An 18424-nucleotide genomic window follows, 5' to 3' on the forward strand; every position below is an offset into this window, starting at 1 on the left:
GGTCAAGCGTCTCTAGTTTTTACTCCCATACCCTGCTGCAGCTCAGCCTTGTGCGTCTCAATGACAGGTATCAAAGTCTGGGTGACCCACTCAAAACGCCAGCCTTGCAACCCCTTTGGCATCTCAGATAAGTCCTTGTCATAAGCGACCACCTCATACAACTGATGCAGCCATTTTTTGCGCATTAATACCGTACTTGGCATACCAAGCTTTTCAGCCTGCTTATCGACAGCCGCTTGTACGGCTTTTGCCAGCGCTTTGTTTTTTGAACGATAAGGCGGTAGTGGCGGCTTGGGCTGCTCAACGGGTGCAAGCGCTTTGGCGTCTTTGATGACCTTCAGCAGCTCCTCACCATACAGTCTGAGCATACTGCGATGCATCGTGGTTTTATGCGCCAACTCACGCATACTCTTTGGCTGCTCAGTGATGATCTCTCGCACCGCTTGCTTCTTGATTATAAAAGTGCGCGGCTGATTGGTCGCTCGTGCCAGCTCTTCACGCCAAGTAGACACTGACTTTAATATCGCCATCTGCTGCGAGGTATAGCGATAATCCGCCATGGTATGATACATGGCGTCATCTGCAACCTGCTGCGCCTGATATAGCTCATCAGCATAAAGCTGACAGTCTGCCCACACGTAATCATATAATCCTTGCGATTTTAGTGCATACTCAATACTAAGATACAAGGCAGGCAGATAACGCACATCATCAATCGCATACTGCTCTTGCTCTTCTGTAAGAGGACGCTGTAACCAGTCAGACTGACTGTGTTCTTTATCAATATGCATATCTAGCTGTTCAGCAAGCGCTTGCTGATAGCCCATCTGTAGCTGTCCTGTCAGATAAGACAAGGCTATCTGAGTATCAAAGATATTGGTCAATGGAGGGCAGCCAGACAACAGATAAAAAATACTAAGGTCCTCTCCGCAAGCATGCCAAATAGCGATATCAACCTCGCTTAGCACCTGCCACAACTCCTCTAACTGCAGCTTGGGGGCATCTAACAGATAAATATGATCGCCGATATTGAGCTGCACCAAAGCCAAACGAGGATAATAAGTATCACGTTTGATAAACTCTGTATCAAGTGCCACTCGCCCGCAAGTCTCTAACGCATCAATCACTTCATCCAACTGTCTTTGCTCTCGCACCCACGTGATGGCGACTTCGTCCGCAACGTCTAATAATGCATCGATATCAGGTTCAGCAGGTAACGCTGCATCATTTGTGCTTGTCGCTGTTTTTCCCTGCTGTTCTTGCATAGAATCAGCAGAGTTAGTGTATGAGGAAGAGTCAGATTGAGTATTTATATTGGATAAAGGGTCAGACACGGGCAGATACCTGCATAATTAGAAGAAAAGAAAGCGCTAAAAATAGCGCCTAGATAAAAGACTGAGCTTTCAGTCTATAGTGATTTTTGGTCTACAAAAGTTCCATTAACTGGAGAAGCGATAACATATCATAAGAAAGAGCGATTTTGCAGTGCTTGCCCAAGAGTCATACTATCAAGGTACTCAAGCTCACCGCCCATCGGCACCCCTTGCGCCAAACGAGTGGTTTTTTTGACATGGCGGCTCACCGCCTCGCTGATAAAGTGAGCGGTCGTCTGACCCTCCACAGTGGTACCTGTTGCCAATATCAGCTCCTCAATAGGCTCCTGCTTGACCCGCCATACCAACTGATCGATATTCAAATCATCTGCGCTAATACCATCGATGGGTGACAGATGTCCACCTAACACAAAATAAAGCCCACGGTAATTTGCTGTTTGTTCTATAGCCATCACATCGGCAGCGGTTTCAACCACGCACAGCACTGTACCATCACGCCTTGGGTCTTGGCATAATGGACAAATCGCATCATCACTAAAGCTATGACAACGCTGACACTCTACGATATCACGCATCGCCTCATCAAGTGCTTGCGCAAGCGCCATGCCTTGTGGACGTTTTTTACTGAGCAGATGTAGCGCCATACGTTGGGCGCTTTTTTGGCCGACACCAGGCAAAACACGCAATTGTTTCACCAGTTGATCAAATTTGGCTGTTAGCAAGGTGGTTTCCTTTCTCTATAAACCGTAGCTATAAAAATGGGGTCGCATCGTCCAGATAACAACCCCATTATGGCTTTCAATATGCTGTGTTTACCAAACTACAGCTTAGAACAAACCTTGCATACCTGGTGGCAGACCCATGCCTGAGGTCGCGCCAGCCATGGTTTCTTCGTACAGCTCGTCCGCTTGACGCACCGCATCATTGATGGCAGCAGCAATCAAATCTTCGATCATATCAGGCTCATCTTCAAGCAGACTTGGATCAATACTTAGACGCTTGACGACATGGCGACCTGTCATGGTGACTTTGACCAGACCACTACCCGACTCCGCTTGCACTTCTTTATTGGCCAGCTCTTTTTTAGCATTTTCTACGTTTGCTTCGACTTTCTTTTGCATGGTTTGTGCTTGCTGCATTAATGCTTGAATATTCATAATTGCCTCTTTGTATGATAGGTGATGTGTTGAATCATAAAACCAGTACGATAGCAGCGATTATACAGTCATCTTTACAAACTGTCTAAACCACGTGCCAAATCATCAATGATGTCTTCTACATCCTCTAGCCCTACTGACAGACGAATCAGGCTGTCATTAACACCTGCTTCGGCCCGTGCTTCAGGAGTCAGGCGAAAGTGCGTGGTGGTAGCAGGATGAGTAATCGTGGTCTTGGCATCGCCCAGATTGTTGGTGATTGAGATCATTTTGGTCGCATCAATGATATGCCAAGCAGCCGCAGTCGCATCACGATTGCTGCCGCTCTGCACCTCAAAACCCATGATAGCGCCATAACCATCACTCATATGATGCTGATGTTTTGCCAGCTCATGAGCGGGGTGATCAGACAAGCCTGAAAAATGGACTTTACTGACATTAGGATGACTGACCAAAAACGCGGCGACTTTATTTGCATTGGCACAGTGGGCCTGCATACGCAGCTTGAGTGTTTCAAGCCCCTTGGTAAATACCCACGCATTGAAAGGACTCATGCTGATACCGCCTGAGCGTACGACTGTGAATGCTTGTTGCATTAACTGATCACTGCCTACCAGCGCTCCGCCAAGTACTCGACCTTGCCCATCCAAATATTTGGTGGCAGAATGAATAACCACATCAGCACCCAAGTCTAGTGGACGTTGTAGCGCCGGTGTAGCAAAACAATTATCAACGACCAATAAAATATCGTTGGCTTGACACAGTTGACTCAAATAGCCAATATCACAAATCTGCGCTAAAGGATTGCTCGGACTTTCACAATAAATCACCTTGGTGTTTGACTGTACAGCACGAGCCCAAGCTTCATTGTCGGTACAGTCGACATAGCTGACCTCAACACCAAACTTCGTCATATAGTTATTAAACAAGCCAATAGATGAGCCAAATAATTGATTGGCAGCCAGTAGATGATCTCCCGCTTTTAGGTATGCCAAACACATGGTCAAAATAGCACCCATACCAGAGGCGGTCGCCACAGCACGCTCGCCGTTTTCGAGTGCCGCTAAACGACGTTCAAACGTGCGCACACTAGGATTGGTATGTCGTGAGTAGACGTTGCCGGTCTTAGTCCCATTGAAGTGTGCTGCGGCATCACTTGCTGAAGCATAGACATAAGAGCTGGTCGTAAATATGGCTTCTGAATGCTCACCTTCATCGGTACGATGTTGGCCTGCTCGTACTGCTATGGTTTGCATACCATAATCAAGACCTAGGTCTAAAGCGTCACTGCGCCAGTTTAAATCTAAACCATTATCATCGTATGTCTGCGACTGACTCATAACTCTTCCATTACTATTATTGATATTAGCGTTTATACTCGTCTTAGCGTTTATACTGGGGTTTGTTAACCACAACTAAAACTCATCAACGACTCTCTAATCCCTGACTATAGAGTTGCTGTAAATGCAGCGCTATCATATCACGTCACTTTATTCCAAACATCTTATTTTGATGAGTTACAAAACGGTTTTATGACTATTCAATCGGATGAGTAAAACTGGGCATATCCACACTTTACCCTGCAGATTATCACCGACTACATGCAGGATAGAGCTAAAGGAGGCCATATTTTTTATAGGCAGATATCCTCATACCTGTTAAGCTGAGCAGTCATTTCACTGCGGTTTTGAGCCATACTTTCAGAGTCGGTTGCATAGCTTGGACTGGATTCATCTTATTGAATTACAGTACACTTTATATCAAATCAAGCGCATCAAGGTAAACACAGTTATGTCCATATTAAATATAGAGCCCGGCAATTTATCGCTAAGCCTGACGCTTGGTCTGACATTGGGGCTTAGTGCCTGTCAAAGTCTGCCTATCGAGCCTCATTTACCTGAGAGCCAAGCCTTGTCGGCACGTGTTAATGCTTTATATCAATCAAAGCGTGATGAGGAAAGCCACTTACTAAACTCTCAAAATATAAGCCCTCAAAATATAAGCCCTCAAAATATAAACATGAATGACAATGCCGAGGCTTCAAGCTCTGACTCTAAGACCGATAATGATATTGATGAACACTCGAGCCCCGAGACCGAACTGGTAGAAGCCATCAGTGAACAAAACGAAAACCACCCGGAGCTGTCTGGCTATCACCCTATCGTTACTGGCGCCAATGCCTTTGCTTCACGTAGTATTTTAACGGATATGGCCACCCGTAGTATTGATGTACAGTACTATATTTGGCATAACGATCAAGCCGGTCAGTTGATGCTAAAGGACTTGTGGGAAGCTGCTGAACGCGGGGTCATTGTGCGCCTGTTGTTGGATGACTTTAACAATGATGCCAAGTTTGATCAGCACCTGCTGCGCTTCTCAAGCCACCCTAATATTGCGGTTCGTATTGTAAACCCATTGATGCATCGTAAGTTTCAGTCGCTCAATTATATTACCGGACTACCTCGTATCAATCGACGGATGCACAATAAAAGCATGACCTTTGATAGGCAAATCACCATTATCGGTGGCCGTAATATTGGTAACGAATATCTAAGTAACGATCAAAACAGCCAGTTTGCCGACCTAGACGTGCTCTTGATAGGCAAGGTGGTGGCTGATATTGATAATAGCTTTGCCAGCTATTGGTCAGCGCCCATCTCTTTTGATATCGAAACCTTGGCAACCCTGAACAAGGGAGATACCTCTGACTTTTTGACTGGATTAGATAAGCTAGATGAAGATGAAAAAAGTAACGCTCGCAGCAGCTTAGCAGTATATAAAGCGGCTATCGAAGACTCTTCTATTGATTCTGACTTGGTCAATAAGCGAGTGCCCTTTCGCTGGACAGACATGCAGTTTTTGAGTGATGATGTCGGCAAGCTGACCAAGTCTGTACCAGCCGATACCAATCTAGTCCATCAGCTGCGTACTTTGTTAGGCAACCCGTCCAAAAACCTAACCATTATCTCGTCATATTTTGTCCCTACCAAAGACGGTGTGAATACTTTAGTGCAGCTGGCAGAGTCTGGAATCGATATCAAGATTTTAACCAACTCGTTTGACGCCACCGACGTCACTGCAGTACATTCTGGCTACAGTCAATGGCGGCCTAAACTGTTAAGATCAGGCATTAAAATTTATGAGTTAAAATCCACGGCTGGTGAAGAAAAACGAGAAAACAAACTTTGGAAAGCTCGCAGCCAGTCGTCGACGAGCCTGCACGCCAAAACCTTTGCAGTCGATGACCATCAGGTGTTTATCGGGTCGTACAACGTTGACCCTCGCTCTGCCAATATCAATACTGAGATGGGTGTACTTATCAATGATGATGAATTGGCACGGCAGTTACACGAAACGCTTGACGACAACCTGTTGAGTCAGGCCTATGAAGTCAGGTTAACAGATAACAACCAGCTGCAGTGGCATACCCTTGAGAATGGCGAAAAGGTCGTATATACCTCAGAGCCACGGGTAGATTTTACTGATCATATTTGGCTGACCATTATGTCATGGTTACCTATCGATTGGCTGCTTTAATGGTAAGGCCTTGTTTTAAGATTTAATGACTCTAAGGCTTGACTTACTCTAACGCTACTCCATTTAGACCCTTTACAACTCTCTGTGTTGAGCCACTACTGACCCATAATGGCTTATCGCTTTTATGAGGTTGCTTGTCACTATGACAATTGACTTAATGACCGCTTTTTTATGTGTGAGTGTGTGATTTATTATGCCTTCTCGTTCTCAATATGCATTAATGGATCCAAAAGACAGAAACATTGTACTGTTTGTTTGTTTTAGCAGTGCTGTGGCGTTCTTTGATTTTTTGATTTATTTGTTTATGGTAGATGTTATCTCGGCAGCTTTTTTTCCTGCTGATACCAGCTCTAGCATTACAAAACTTCAAGGGCTTGGATTATTTGCTATAGGCTATTTGGCCCGTCCTATAGGTGGTGTGATTTTTGGTCGCTACGGCGATATATATGGCCGCAAACCAGTCCTGTTAATCAGTATGCTGGTGACCGCAGCGTGTATGCTAGCGATATCCTGTCTGCCCACTTATGCTCAATGGGGGCTGTCCGCACCGATCCTATTTATTATATTGCGTATCATACAAGGCATGGCTTTTGGAATTTTTGTTCCATTGGCTTGGATTTTTGTAGCTGAGCATGTCCCGCGTCAGTACTTATCGGCTGGATGTAGCTACGTCATAGCCAGTTTTTTGATAGGGGTATTGTTTGCCAGTACTTTTTTTACATGGCTTACTGCGTCTATGACCACCGAGCAGTTAGTGACAAATGGCTGGCGCTTACCGTTCATCGCCGCCGCTATTCTCAGCTTTTTACCACTACTGGCTTGGCGCTATATTAGCGAATCGCCATTTTTTGTTGAAATGAAGAAACAAAAACCTAGTAAGTGCTTTGCTAAACCTTTCACCCTACTCTTTAGCCACTGTAAGCACTCATTATTCATCGGTATGATACTGACACTGATGATTTCTAGTATAACCATCGTAGTCGTACTGCTCCTGCCAAAGCTGATCACTCTACGCTTCACCATCGACAGTGACTTGTTTGGTTTTTCGCATAGTCTTGGTGTTATATTTATGATTTTTGGCTGTCTTTTTTATGGCATCCTCTCCAATTATCAAAACTTTGGTAAGATTTTAGTCATGGGTTCCGTGTTACTTATCACCCAAGTTTTTGCTTTTTTCTATCACTTAGAAGCTGGTGGCGACTATATCCTCATCATGTATGCGCTGCTTGGTTTTTGTGCCGGCATCATTGGTATGATACCGGCAATTTTTGTCCAGCTATTTCCTACAAATGTGCGCTTAACGGGGATGGCGATCTCTTATAGCGTGACCTATGGTATCGTGGGTGGCCTACTGCCCTTTGCTCTTAGCTATGCCACTGTATTTGTAAGCTTTTCACCAGCGCTTTATATTGCATTTATTGGATTTATTGGGATAATCATTGGGCTTTATTTCTACAATCTACAAGAATACAAAAAAATCGATCAGCTGATTTAATTTTGCATGAATACTCATATCAGGTCGATAGCACATGCATAATACATTCAAGGGTAATACTATGGTTGATATGACCAACAAACGTCTTTCGGTCGCTCCTATGATTGACTGGACCACGACTGATTATCGTTATTTTGCACGGCTCTTTAACCCCCATGTCTACCTGTATACCGAGATGATCAGTACAGGTGCACTGATTCATGGCAATCGTGCTCGACATCTGCGCTTTGATACGCTAGAACACCCTCTAGTGCTGCAGCTTGGTGGTGCAGATATTGATGAGATGACGCAGTGCGCCCAGTTTGCGCAGCAGTATGATTACGATGAAGTGAATATTAATGTTGGCTGCCCATCAGACCGTGTTCAACATAACAAGATAGGTGCGTGTCTGATGGCTGAACCTCAGACAGTGGCCGAGCTGGTCAAGCATATGCAAGCGGCGGTGGATATTCCGGTAACAGTCAAGCATCGTATCGGAATTGATGATTTTGACAGTTATGAGTTTATGTCAAACTTCGTACAAACCGTCGCAGCAGCTGGCTGTACACGCTTTATCGTACATGCACGCACGGCATGGCTACAAGGGCTAAGCCCCAAACAAAACCGTGAAATACCCCCTCTGCGCTATGATGATGTTTACCGGTTAAAACAAGACTTCCCAGAGCTTGATATTGAAATCAATGGCGGTATCGACACAGTAGCAGACATTGCTGCCCATCTACAGCACATCGATGGGGTCATGATTGGGCGGGCTTTTTATCACAATCCCTATCTACTAGCGCAGGCCAACAGCTTATGGGGCGAGCCCGTACCCAAACGCTCAGATATTTTGGCGAGCCTCTATCCCTACCTCGAAGCACAAGTCGAAAAAGGTGAGGCCCTACCTACGATGGCACGTCATTACTTAGGATTGTTTCAAGGCTTGAAGGGTGCTCGTAAATGGCGACAAGCTTTGAGCGGCAAGCCAAGTCTCACGCTTGACGATATCAAGCAAGCGGCGTCCGAAGTGCTAGCACTAAACCCAGAGGCTTAAACCTGTATAAGGCTCAGCACCAGACTAAAAGACTAAGCTTCAGACTAGGGCGTGCCTTCATTTTAAAGATGGTAATAAGAATGAGATAAATCGATGTCAAACAAGCAAAATAACGCCGATAATATCAAGGTGTTAGCCAGCTATTTGACGACGTTTGTCAAGATTTAGCCATTTTTAGCCCATTTAGATCTTCTCGTTCGAATTGAAGACATGCCCTAGGACACTTGCGATAAATACTGCCACATCGCTGCACCATTATTGAGTATGTGTAACAACATCGGTAGGACTAAAGAGCCCGACTTGAAACGCGCATAGCAAAATATCAAAGCCAACACCATGATAGTACCAATCTCATAGATACCGTACTGTAGGTGCATCACTGCAAAGATCGCACTGGTAATCATACTAGCGGCTAATGCGCCACGTGCTCTATTTAAGCTGCGCCGCTTTAAGTGCTTTGGCGTAGAAAACTGCTCAGCAATGGCCGTCCATAAGATGCCACGAAAGACAAGCTCTTCATATATCGGCGCAACTATTACCATTGCAAATACCAGCAGCCACACTGAGCTGACAGAGTGATATAAAGGATCGACAAATACCAAGGGAGACTTATCCAAAGCATACGTCAGTACTTGACTACCCACCATAAAGAGAATAAGCAGCCCAAGCATCTGCATGCCAACCGCTAACGAAAAAGGCTTGAATGCCAAATACTGAAAAACATCAGCAGACTTGAGACGTAAAATCAAGGCGCTAAGAAGCAAGATCAGCAGACAGCTAATGACGATCGATACACTCACTACCGTCCCATTACTTCCCCCAAAAACAAAGACATCACCGACTGTCATCGTTTTGACGGTTGGCAACAGCCACTTGCCAGCCAAATAAACCCCTACCAATTGACTGAGAAAAAACGCTGCCACCATACCGATGACTAGCACAAATGCGCCCAAAGGTGAAAACAAAGACGAACGCTTAGACCCTATCGTGTAATCTGCATGAGAAAAAGCACTAACTTTAGATCGATCTGTCATAAAAAAGACACTCGCAATCGCAATCTATTAACGCATACGGACAGTCCGTCGCCTAACAACACTGTCTCTAGAAAACCTTTCATCCAAAAACCCTGAGATCATTGTCCATTCATACCATGTCCATGCACACTAGTATATGTTCTGAGCGCATAGACATGCCCTTTAAGGCACCAATTGCTGTTCGATAAGCTTCAACACCTGCATGGAGACAGATTCTGGATATTCTAAAGGGAACATATGACCGCCTGCATGCGTGACATAAGGAATGCCCAATCTGGTTTGTACCATTTTTGGAAACTGACGTTTCAAAAACAGACTGTCCTCGCCAATGAGCAAGGTCACAGGCGGTTTGGGTCGACGATTTGGTACCAACCAATACCAAGAGGGATTGGTACGAAAAACCGCCACTTCCGCTGCTTTAGGGATGGCGAGAGTCACCTTACCATCTGCTCGCTCATGCAGACCGTGTTCAATATAACCTTGAAAACTGCGCTCATCAAAGTTTTTAAAAAACCCTTTATGACGCATCTTCTCATAAGCCTCCTCACGGCTATTCCAGACGTCTCGGCGGTTTTTAGAAATACCAGAAGGCGATAATTTATCCATAAAGCGATTATTCATCAAAGGCAGCTTATCTGCTATCTTTGCCAAATGCCAAACCAAGCTGGTCGTACCATAAATCCACGGTGGATCCATCAGTACCGCTTGCTCAAAACGCTTGGGCTGACGATACAAAGCTTGTAGCGTACACATAGCCCCCAATGAATGCCCCACAGCCACCAGCTTGGCGACCCCATGTTGCTCGCAAGTACGCTCTACGCTATCAATCACCTGCTGAGTAAGACTACGCCAATGATCATCAACAGGATAATCAGGGTCCACACTGAGCATCGGAATATATTCGATGGTAAAAAACTCAGCTAAACCAACAAAAAACGGCTCATAAACGGCACTAGGCATCCCATTAGCATGGGCAAAATGTATCACAGGTTTTTGGGTTTTTTGTGATACAGGCAATGAAGCAAAGGTATGGGGCGTTATCTGGCTCATAACAGGCTCTCGCAAGGTCATATAATGGCTTATTATTTTTATCGTATTCAACAGAGTCTAAACACTGATACAATTAAGGCTGAGCATAAACCCATGCTCAGCCTTCACAATCATACACATAAAATTTAGGATATAAAGGACTTAGCGCATCTCAGCATGACCATCCTCTTTTGGCAGTACATCAAGATTAATACTTGAGCCCACACCTGCGCCCAGCTTGACAGCAAAGCGCTCCATAAATAACTGGAAGGGATCTCGCGGCGAATAGTTGACCACATTATCAAGCTCTAATTGTCTTTCTAAACTAGCGATACTGCCTTTTTTGTCTGCCAATCCAAGCTCGATCGACTGCTCACCTGTCCAAAACAGCCCTGAAAACAGCTTATTGTCTTCTGGGTCTTTTAGGCGCTCACCACGGCCTTCTTTGACAGCATTAATAAAGTGCTTATGAGTATTGTCTAGCACTTTTTCGACGTGCTCCTCCTCATAGTCACTTAGGGGCCGTGACAAACTTAGGATATCTTTATACTCTCCTGCAGTTAAGGTACGATCTTCAATACCCAACTTATCCATCAGGCTCTCAATATTATAGCTTGGCATAATGACGCCTATCGAGCCCACCAAGCTTGAAGGGTTGACATAGATCTCATCAGCAGCAGAAGCGATATAATAAGCGCCAGAGGCACCAACATCACCAATGACCGCATACAGCTTTTTATCTGGATACTGCTGGCGCAAGTCCATCATGGTCTGCCAGATTTCATCCGACTGTACTGGTGAGCCGCCAGGTGAGTTTATTTCTAGTGCCACCGCTTTTGAGTTTTTATTTTCAAAGGCCCGGGTCAAGGCTTTACTGATATCGTAGGCGTTAGCGATATCGTTCGCACTTATCGTTCCTTGAACCTCCACCACCGCCAAATGCGGCTTACTGGTATCGATACCATCCAAGGTCGCCGGTTTGTCAGTACTACAGCCACGGCCGATAGATAAAAACACCAGTAAGATATAACCGAATGTTAACAGCTTAAAAAAGATACCCCAGCGTCTGGAGCGACGTTGCTCTTCCACGCTAGCGAGTAGGGTTTTTTCAATCAGGCGCCACTCCTGCCCACTCGGTTGGTTTGGCGACACTTGTTGGATTGGTGCTGGCTGATTAGTCCTGTTTTCAGGACGTTTATTAGGGTCTGGCGGCCAGTTAGGCATAACACTTCCTAGGTAAGAATCAATCTAAACAATAAAAGAATATCTATTTAATACTGATATAAAATAGATACTAATAAAACAATAAGCTGCTAAGTATGGTGGCTTTTTGGTTAGGGTTCAATAGTGAAAACGTGACATGTTATTATATAATTAGCAATATTATAACCAGTTATACATAAAATAGACATGCGCATCTTTATGGTACATGCTTTATGGTGCAGAGCTAAGCGATAGCGCCACTGCTAAGTCTTTATCGTCATAGCTCATAACCTTTATGGCGTGTTGATGGCCTAATATATCAGCAGAGACTTGTGAGGCACTGTGAGCCAGCCATTGAGTCGAGCGTTTAGATGCAGCACTGGCATGGTTGCCCATGATTGGCCGCTCAGTGTCCAACGACTCAGCTGGACATAGCAGCGACCACAGCTGCCATACCCGCTGATGCGTCGCCGTATCAAGCACCAATCGTGTTTGCCACTGCTCAGATGGCTGGACTCTGGACTGTACACTTGACTGGCTGTGCAGTATTGGCGGCGCTATCAGCTGCTGAGTATTTGGTAGTAAGGGCTGCTGTGGATTAGCGGCATTGTATTTAACCACCTCTATAGGCTGTTCACTATGGATCGCTATACTACAGTCCCAAACACTCCTATCTTCAACTTCAATCCAACCTGTCACGGCTTGCAATGCCAAATCCCCGTTTGGCAGCTGCCAGAGCTTACCTTGATCACAGCGCTGCGCACTGATGGTGGCTTTTATGGTAGATGGATGACTGTCACTATATAGCTGTAGATAGCTCGACCAACGCTCATGACGCCCCGCTTGCCAATATTGTTTAGTCGGCAGGCTCTGACTTAACTGCAAAACCACCATGGGAAGTAGCTCAGGCGCTGAATTCTTTTGAGACGGCTTGGCGAATGTATCAGTTAAGCTAAGGGCACTGGTCTGCACCACGATACCCTCGATACGTTTTATGGACAAGGTACGCAGTTGTTGCTCTAAAGTCGCAGAGAGATTTTGAGCCGTGAGCGTACTTGCTCTTGTCGGTTTGTCTTGTCGGCGATGATCTGCTAAAAACAACCAGCTGACGTTGTCTGCAGTTGCTTGCTGCCGGTCAACCGTGCCACTTTGACTATCACTCACCGGATACTGCAGCAGCGCTGCACTAATGTAGGCATCTCCTGTTGGTAGCATATACAAGGTTGGTGCTTTATAAAATGACTGCTGATTGGCATAAACTGTCATCATCAATAACGCCAATGGTGGCAACACCAACCAACGGCTAACAAGCCCTCGAGGGAGCAACCAAGGCGACATAGCCATCAAAGCCATGATTATCATTGCCATATTTACTGGTGTATACAACCAAGCCTCCGACAGCGCTGGCACTGACGTGAGCCATGCTATCAACTCGTGCAAGCCAGTAACTATCTTAGTGACCAAACCCCAGAGACCATCGGCAACACTAGGCAATAATAGATAACAAAGCCCTGCTAGTAGGTTCAGTGGCACTATCACCCAACCAAATAAACCAATGGCAAATAGGTTAATCACCAATCCCCATAGCGATGCTTTACCAAACAATAACAATGTCATAGGCAGTAAGGCGATGAATAACCAAAACTGCAGTTTGACGAGGCGCTTTGCTATGACGCCCACCTTATTGACAATAATTCGGCTTGTATAGGACTGCTGAGATAAAGGCAAAGGAGCTGATTGCCCTTTAATGGATTGGCCACTGGCTTGTTTGTATGCACTGTCATCGTACTTTAGTAACAGCGCCACCGCAATAAATGACAGCCAGTACCCTGCCTGCCACAACACATAAGGGTCCATCCAAGCCATTATTACTGCCAGCGCCAGCAATATACGCATGGTGCTAATAGGCAGTAATGTTAACCTCATGAGCCCGATTGCCAACAACATCCACGCTGTACGTGCCGCAGGGACGTCAAACCCTGTGAACAAGGCATAAATAAAAGCAGCACTCATCATTACCCACCAGCGCACTTGCCAACGTGGCAAGAGACGATACAGTGGAGGCCACAGACGATCGAATAGCAGTACTGCAGCACCTGCCAACATAATCGCTAAAAACAAAACATGCGTTCCTGAAATCGCCAGTAAATGTGAGATCCCTGCCAGCTGATAGAGGTCTTTGGTATCACGATTGATTAGGCTTCGATCTCCGGTAAGCAGACTGAGAGTGACCGCTGTTGCTTGCTGCTGGCTTGTGGTCTGTGATGACCAGTCCTGATAGAAGTGCTGTCGCAGCTGCCAGCGCCATTGGTCAATGCTGATACGTATGCGTCTGAGATAAGATGCAGAGCCAGAGCCAAATGCAGGTATAGCCGCAGTGGTGGCAGGGGTTAAAGTCGAATCCTGATAGACATGAGCAACAGGTACTCCTGTCGCTATGACAGTCGCCACACCGTCGATATGACGACTACGCAACCATTGATAGCTATCAAAACCTGATGGATTATTCACAGCCGTTTGTGAGGTTGCCAAAGGCATAAGCTTCAAGGTCATCAGTAGCTTGTCGTTAGGCGCCAAATCGTTTAGCGCCTGCAACTCTTTATCATGACTACTGTGCTGTTGCGGATAAGCATTCAACAGCACCCGATATGTCTTATCAGTATCTTTATCTGAGCTATTTAGGCTGTTTTTACTCAGATAATCTAATGTTTGAGCGTTTAAATCTTGACGAGTTAACTCTGAGACCAACGGTGTTAATGCTTGTATTGTCGCCACTTGACGATAGCCACTATTGCTAGCAGGGTCATATACACTGTCACTAATACCTTCAATAGTGACCCAAGCTTGTACCCGCATGGGTTCTGTAATTGCTGTAGATGCTGCTTGCTGATGAGCAGATAATGCTTGTAGCGCACTGCCAATGACCACAAGACTCGCTATTGCCATTGTAAATAAACGACTCGGCAAATAACGAAAAAACCGAACGATAAACGTCTTAGGGGCTGATGGGTTATTTTGGCGATGGCAATGACTGACGTCTGATAAAAAAGCGTTACGCTGAAGCAGCAATAATAAAACAGCAGTCACGAGGATCAGGAATATCCAAGTGAACGCTTTGGGTAAACTGATTATTGATAGGCTATCTATCAGCAGCTTGTCTAATAAAGAATTAGCTGGCAAATCAACATCGTCAGCGACGCCTAATATTGCCATCATGACCGTAATCACTAAGATGCTAACTAGCCAGTACACCAGCGCTCCTTGCTTATAAAAAATAGTACCGCTTTATCCGCAGTCGCCGTTGTTATATCCGACAATCAAGTACCGACAATAGCATTTATCACTATATTACCCTATACTATTTGCACCTTTTAAAGAATAGATTTATTCACTATTTTTTACCCTGTCCGTCTTTTTTTCTACTTACACTCTAAACACCAGTCTTTCGCAATAATCTAGCGGAATGTAGATAATGATTTAAGGCAAGCCTGTGCCCAATAAACGTCTTAAAAAACTGCTGCCCACGCCCGAAACCATACTAGAGAGTCGCACGTTAAAGTTATTTGCGCCACATCTTGTCGATCCTCGTTTGTGGCATTTCAACCGTCATAGTCTAAACAAGGCAGTATATATCGGCGTGCTCAGTGCTTTTTTTCCTTTACCCGGACAGATGTTGTTGGCCTTGATTGGAGCGCTTATCTTTCGTGCCAATGTCCCTATGGCACTTGGTTTGACATGGATTACCAATCCGCTCACCACCTTACCTATTTTTTATGCCGGCTACTATGTCGGCGCCAAGATTTTGGGTGAGCCTATGATTAGTTTAAGAGTGATAGGCAGGATGATTGCCGACTTTAGCTTGTGGCTATTATCTGATGGCGCCAACCCATTTGTCACTTATCAGGGCACTGTATCCTTAACCGCTTTTTGTCTTGGACTCACGATACTCGCTATCGTCGCTAGTATCATCTGCGGTTTGGCTTTTAAAGGTATTTGGCGCTATAAGACCGTTACCAGTTGGCAAAAGCGTCAACGCAATCCTAAGAAATAATCATTATTCGTCTCTTATCTAAAGATTTGACAGACCCTAATAGTCTTCCCAATGCCCATTGCGCAATAATAATTGCCGATCTGCTAATGCCGCTAAGCTCCGATCATGAGTGACCATCAGTAATGCTGTCTGCATGGTACTCTGCAACTCTGACAACAATCCAAAAACACTTTGAGCATTATCATAGTCTAAGTTGCCCGTTGGCTCATCTGCCAATATAACGGACGGTTTAGTCACTAGAGCACGGGCGATAGCCACCCGCTGACGCTCGCCGCCTGATAGCTCACCTGGTCTATGATCCAACCTATGTCCCAAGCCCACGTTTTCTAAAATATCAATCGCTTGCTGCCTAGCATCAGTGGTAGATACTTTGGGACGCATCAATAAAGGCATCGCCACGTTTTCTACCGCTGTAAACTCTGCTAATAGATGATGGAATTGATAAATAAACCCCAAGTACTGATTACGCATCGCCCCACGCTGCGTCTCGTTCATATGGTTCAAACACTTGCCGTGTAGCCATACTTCGCCACTGGTTGGGGTATCCAAGCCACCCAGTAAGTGCAACAAGGTACTTTTACCTGAACCACTGGTACCAACGATAGCGATGCGCTCGCCAGCATTGACAGACAGATCTAGACCAGTCAAAACTTGCGTACGTACCGCCCCCTCATCGTATATCTTACTGATGTTACTTGCTTCTAATATCGCTGCCATACTGCTTCCTTGATTTTCACTTACCGCCAGCTCAATCAAAACTGAGCTGTAGAATTTATAACTGTCTGAGTCGCTAGACTACTGATGAATAAAACCTCAAAAACCATGAGGGCATATTACTCATAACGTAGTGTTTGTGCAGGCTGAATTTTGGCGGCACGACGTGCAGGGTATATGGTAGCCAAAAAGCTCAAAACAAACGACGCCCCCGTAATCAAGACCACATCAGCCAAACGCAACTGTGACGGCAGATAGTTGATAAAGTAAGCATCAAATAAATTTAAGCCAAAGCTTTGATTAACCCAGCTTAAGATATCACTGACACTAAGCGCAAACACCACCCCTAAGATAGTCCCAGCCACAGTGCCAATGACTCCGATAACCACACCTTGCACCATAAACACTTGTGTAATCAAACGTGGAGAGGCGCCAAAGGTTTTTAAAATAGCAATGTCTGCTTTTTTGTCTGTTACCAGCATAACCAGGCTTGAGACAATATTGAAAGCCGCCACTAAAATGATCAAAAACAGCAATAAACCAACCATCGCCTTTTCCATTTGGATCGCCCCAAACAGATTGCCATGTGTTTGTGTCCAGTCATTTGGATACAGCTGATCTGGAGCAATAGCCGCCGCTTTTTGTGCCGCTATCGGTGCATTAAACAAGTCATCGAGCTTCATACGTACGCCTTGGGCACCCTCTGGTAGGCGCAAAAGCTTAGCCGCATCATTCATCGGAATAAAAGCCATCAGACTGTCGACTTCTGGACTGATACTAAAAATACCCGTCAAGGTAAAGCGCTTAAAACGTGGTATTACCCCAGCTGGTGATGGCGATGCTTCTGGCAAAACCAAAGTTACCTTATCGCCAATACCTAAACCCAGCGAACGCACCATCTCCTCACCAAGCACGATACTAAAATCACCGTTTTTTAAGGTATCGATACTGCCTTCGGTCATGTGCTCATTAATAATAGAGACGTTTTTTTCGTACTCTGGCTCTATGCCAGTCACCATAATACCAGCAACCTGACCATTGGATGTCAGCATACCTTGTAGCTGGATAAAAGGCGCAACAGCGGTGACTTCCGGATCCTCTTCAATCCGATCCGCCAGCAGCTGCCAATCACCAATAACCTCAGGAGAAGTCACTGTTGCCTGTGGCACCATGCCTAGAATTCGAGTTTTTAGCTCACGGTCAAAGCCATTCATAACTGACAGCACAGTGATCAGCACTGCAACGCCTAGAGTCAGGCCTACCATTGATATCAGCGATATAAAAGAAATAAAGCCATTACTACGCTCTGCTCGGGTATACCGTAAACCGATAAATAAAGCTAAAGGACGAAACATATTCAAACTCTTTTTCTTATGCACATACCTATCAGTCTATGTAGTAAGGTTTTGTTAGGTACATTCATCTGGTTTAAGACACGCCAGTGACTGATCTGGCTTTTTATTGGGGACTTACTTGATGTCACGCATTATACTTAATAGCAACTGGCAAAAAGGGGCTAGTTTGACACAACTTATCCAATATTTGCTATACCTTTAATAAAAACTGCCGGTATTTTCCAGTAAAACCACTCACTTTGTTATTATTTTTTTGTGAGGGACTTGCTATTGGTTGTGTCTATACCTATATATTATATGCTAAGGACAATTGTCATTAACCCATTATTGCCGTTTGCTGCGCTTTTGCTACTGATGTTGCTGCACAAACATAGCACACTAGCTAGCAAGATTATAAGAGATTGCTTAGACAAGGCTGACTGCGCTAGTCATATATACTAGCAAACAAGCTTGGCGTCCAAACGACATTGCTGACTAAAGTT

General features: G+C 45.1%; 14 protein-coding genes. 4 read left to right on the forward strand and 10 right to left on the reverse strand.

Going from position 1 to position 18424, the window contains the following annotated elements; genetic code table 11:
* Positions 1 to 2: 2 nt before the first annotated feature.
* The 4 genes from J3492_RS07025 to J3492_RS07040 all read right to left on the reverse strand — a co-directional run bounded on the left by J3492_RS07025 (position 3) and on the right by J3492_RS07040 (position 3831).
* Complete coding sequence (locus J3492_RS07025) at positions 3 to 1334, reverse strand: ribonuclease D (protein ID WP_341534092.1); 1332 nt, start codon at positions 1332 to 1334, stop codon at positions 3 to 5.
* Positions 1335 to 1462: 128 nt separating this feature from the next.
* Entirely contained in the window at positions 1463 to 2056 is a 594-nt protein-coding gene (gene recR / locus J3492_RS07030) for a recombination mediator RecR (protein ID WP_207991097.1), read from the reverse strand.
* Positions 2057 to 2161: 105 nt separating this feature from the next.
* Positions 2162 to 2491 (reverse strand): YbaB/EbfC family nucleoid-associated protein, encoded by a 330-nt coding sequence (locus J3492_RS07035; RefSeq protein WP_207991098.1) that lies wholly within the window; start codon positions 2489 to 2491, stop codon positions 2162 to 2164.
* A gap of 74 nt (positions 2492 to 2565) precedes the next feature.
* Positions 2566 to 3831, reverse strand: a complete 1266-nt coding sequence (locus tag J3492_RS07040) for an O-succinylhomoserine sulfhydrylase (protein ID WP_207991099.1) — start codon at positions 3829 to 3831, stop codon at positions 2566 to 2568.
* A 451-nt stretch (positions 3832 to 4282) separates the two neighbouring features.
* Here J3492_RS07040 and J3492_RS07045 point away from each other — a divergent pair, with 451 nt between their 5' ends.
* The 3 genes from J3492_RS07045 to dusA all read left to right on the forward strand — a co-directional run bounded on the left by J3492_RS07045 (position 4283) and on the right by dusA (position 8556).
* Positions 4283 to 6028 (forward strand): phospholipase D family protein, encoded by a 1746-nt coding sequence (locus J3492_RS07045; protein ID WP_207991100.1) that lies wholly within the window; start codon positions 4283 to 4285, stop codon positions 6026 to 6028.
* Between the two features lie 193 nt (positions 6029 to 6221).
* Positions 6222 to 7523, forward strand: coding sequence for an MFS transporter (locus J3492_RS07050; RefSeq protein WP_207991101.1), 1302 nt, complete (start codon positions 6222 to 6224; stop codon positions 7521 to 7523).
* A gap of 61 nt (positions 7524 to 7584) precedes the next feature.
* Entirely contained in the window at positions 7585 to 8556 is a 972-nt protein-coding gene (gene dusA, locus J3492_RS07055; RefSeq protein WP_207991102.1) for a tRNA dihydrouridine(20/20a) synthase DusA, read from the forward strand.
* 215 nt (positions 8557 to 8771) lie between these two features.
* On the opposite strand, the gene J3492_RS07060 is transcribed toward dusA, so the two are convergent.
* The 4 genes from J3492_RS07060 to J3492_RS07075 form a co-directional block, all read right to left on the reverse strand.
* Positions 8772 to 9590 carry a CPBP family intramembrane glutamic endopeptidase gene (locus tag J3492_RS07060; RefSeq protein WP_243453153.1) on the reverse strand — a complete coding sequence of 273 codons (819 nt, stop codon included), beginning with the start codon at positions 9588 to 9590 and terminating at the stop codon, positions 8772 to 8774.
* Between the two features lie 162 nt (positions 9591 to 9752).
* Positions 9753 to 10640 carry an alpha/beta fold hydrolase gene (locus J3492_RS07065; RefSeq protein WP_207991103.1) on the reverse strand — a complete coding sequence of 296 codons (888 nt, stop codon included), beginning with the start codon at positions 10638 to 10640 and terminating at the stop codon, positions 9753 to 9755.
* 141 nt (positions 10641 to 10781) lie between these two features.
* Positions 10782 to 11843, reverse strand: a complete 1062-nt coding sequence (gene sppA, locus J3492_RS07070; RefSeq protein ID WP_207991104.1) for a signal peptide peptidase SppA — start codon at positions 11841 to 11843, stop codon at positions 10782 to 10784.
* Positions 11844 to 12053: 210 nt separating this feature from the next.
* Positions 12054 to 15074, reverse strand: coding sequence for a ComEC/Rec2 family competence protein (locus J3492_RS07075; RefSeq protein WP_207991105.1), 3021 nt, complete (start codon positions 15072 to 15074; stop codon positions 12054 to 12056).
* 238 nt (positions 15075 to 15312) lie between these two features.
* Here J3492_RS07075 and J3492_RS07080 point away from each other — a divergent pair, with 238 nt between their 5' ends.
* The gene (locus J3492_RS07080; protein ID WP_207991106.1) at positions 15313 to 15873 is read left to right on the forward strand and encodes a DUF2062 domain-containing protein; all 561 of its coding nucleotides are present in this window, start codon (positions 15313 to 15315) and stop codon (positions 15871 to 15873) included.
* 36 nt (positions 15874 to 15909) lie between these two features.
* Here the strand turns inward: J3492_RS07080 and lolD are convergent, their stop codons facing one another.
* On the reverse strand, positions 15910 to 16590 hold the full coding sequence (gene lolD, locus J3492_RS07085; RefSeq protein ID WP_207991107.1) for a lipoprotein-releasing ABC transporter ATP-binding protein LolD: 681 nt from the start codon (positions 16588 to 16590) through the stop codon (positions 15910 to 15912).
* Between the two features lie 116 nt (positions 16591 to 16706).
* On the reverse strand, positions 16707 to 17942 hold the full coding sequence (locus J3492_RS07090) for a lipoprotein-releasing ABC transporter permease subunit (protein WP_207991108.1): 1236 nt from the start codon (positions 17940 to 17942) through the stop codon (positions 16707 to 16709).
* Positions 17943 to 18424: the final 482 nt, after the last annotated feature.

Source organism: Psychrobacter coccoides (genome assembly GCF_017498085.1).
GTDB classification, from domain to species: domain Bacteria; phylum Pseudomonadota; class Gammaproteobacteria; order Pseudomonadales; family Moraxellaceae; genus Psychrobacter; species Psychrobacter coccoides.

Bases quoted from the DNA above. Each gene is read 5' to 3' on its own strand.
- lolD (WP_207991107.1), bottom strand. From the start codon at position 16,590: ATGGCAGCGATATTAGAAGCAAGTAACATCAGTAAGATATACGATGAG.
- dusA (WP_207991102.1), top strand. From the start codon at position 7,585: ATGGTTGATATGACCAACAAACGTCTTTCGGTCGCTCCTATGATTGAC.
- J3492_RS07090 (WP_207991108.1), bottom strand. From the start codon at position 17,942: ATGTTTCGTCCTTTAGCTTTATTTATCGGTTTACGGTATACCCGAGCA.
- J3492_RS07050 (WP_207991101.1), top strand. From the start codon at position 6,222: ATGCCTTCTCGTTCTCAATATGCATTAATGGATCCAAAAGACAGAAAC.
- J3492_RS07060 (WP_243453153.1), bottom strand. From the start codon at position 9,590: ATGACAGATCGATCTAAAGTTAGTGCTTTTTCTCATGCAGATTACACG.
- J3492_RS07045 (WP_207991100.1), top strand. From the start codon at position 4,283: ATGTCCATATTAAATATAGAGCCCGGCAATTTATCGCTAAGCCTGACG.
- J3492_RS07035 (WP_207991098.1), bottom strand. From the start codon at position 2,491: ATGAATATTCAAGCATTAATGCAGCAAGCACAAACCATGCAAAAGAAA.
- J3492_RS07065 (WP_207991103.1), bottom strand. From the start codon at position 10,640: ATGAGCCAGATAACGCCCCATACCTTTGCTTCATTGCCTGTATCACAA.
- J3492_RS07040 (WP_207991099.1), bottom strand. From the start codon at position 3,831: ATGAGTCAGTCGCAGACATACGATGATAATGGTTTAGATTTAAACTGG.
- sppA (WP_207991104.1), bottom strand. From the start codon at position 11,843: ATGCCTAACTGGCCGCCAGACCCTAATAAACGTCCTGAAAACAGGACT.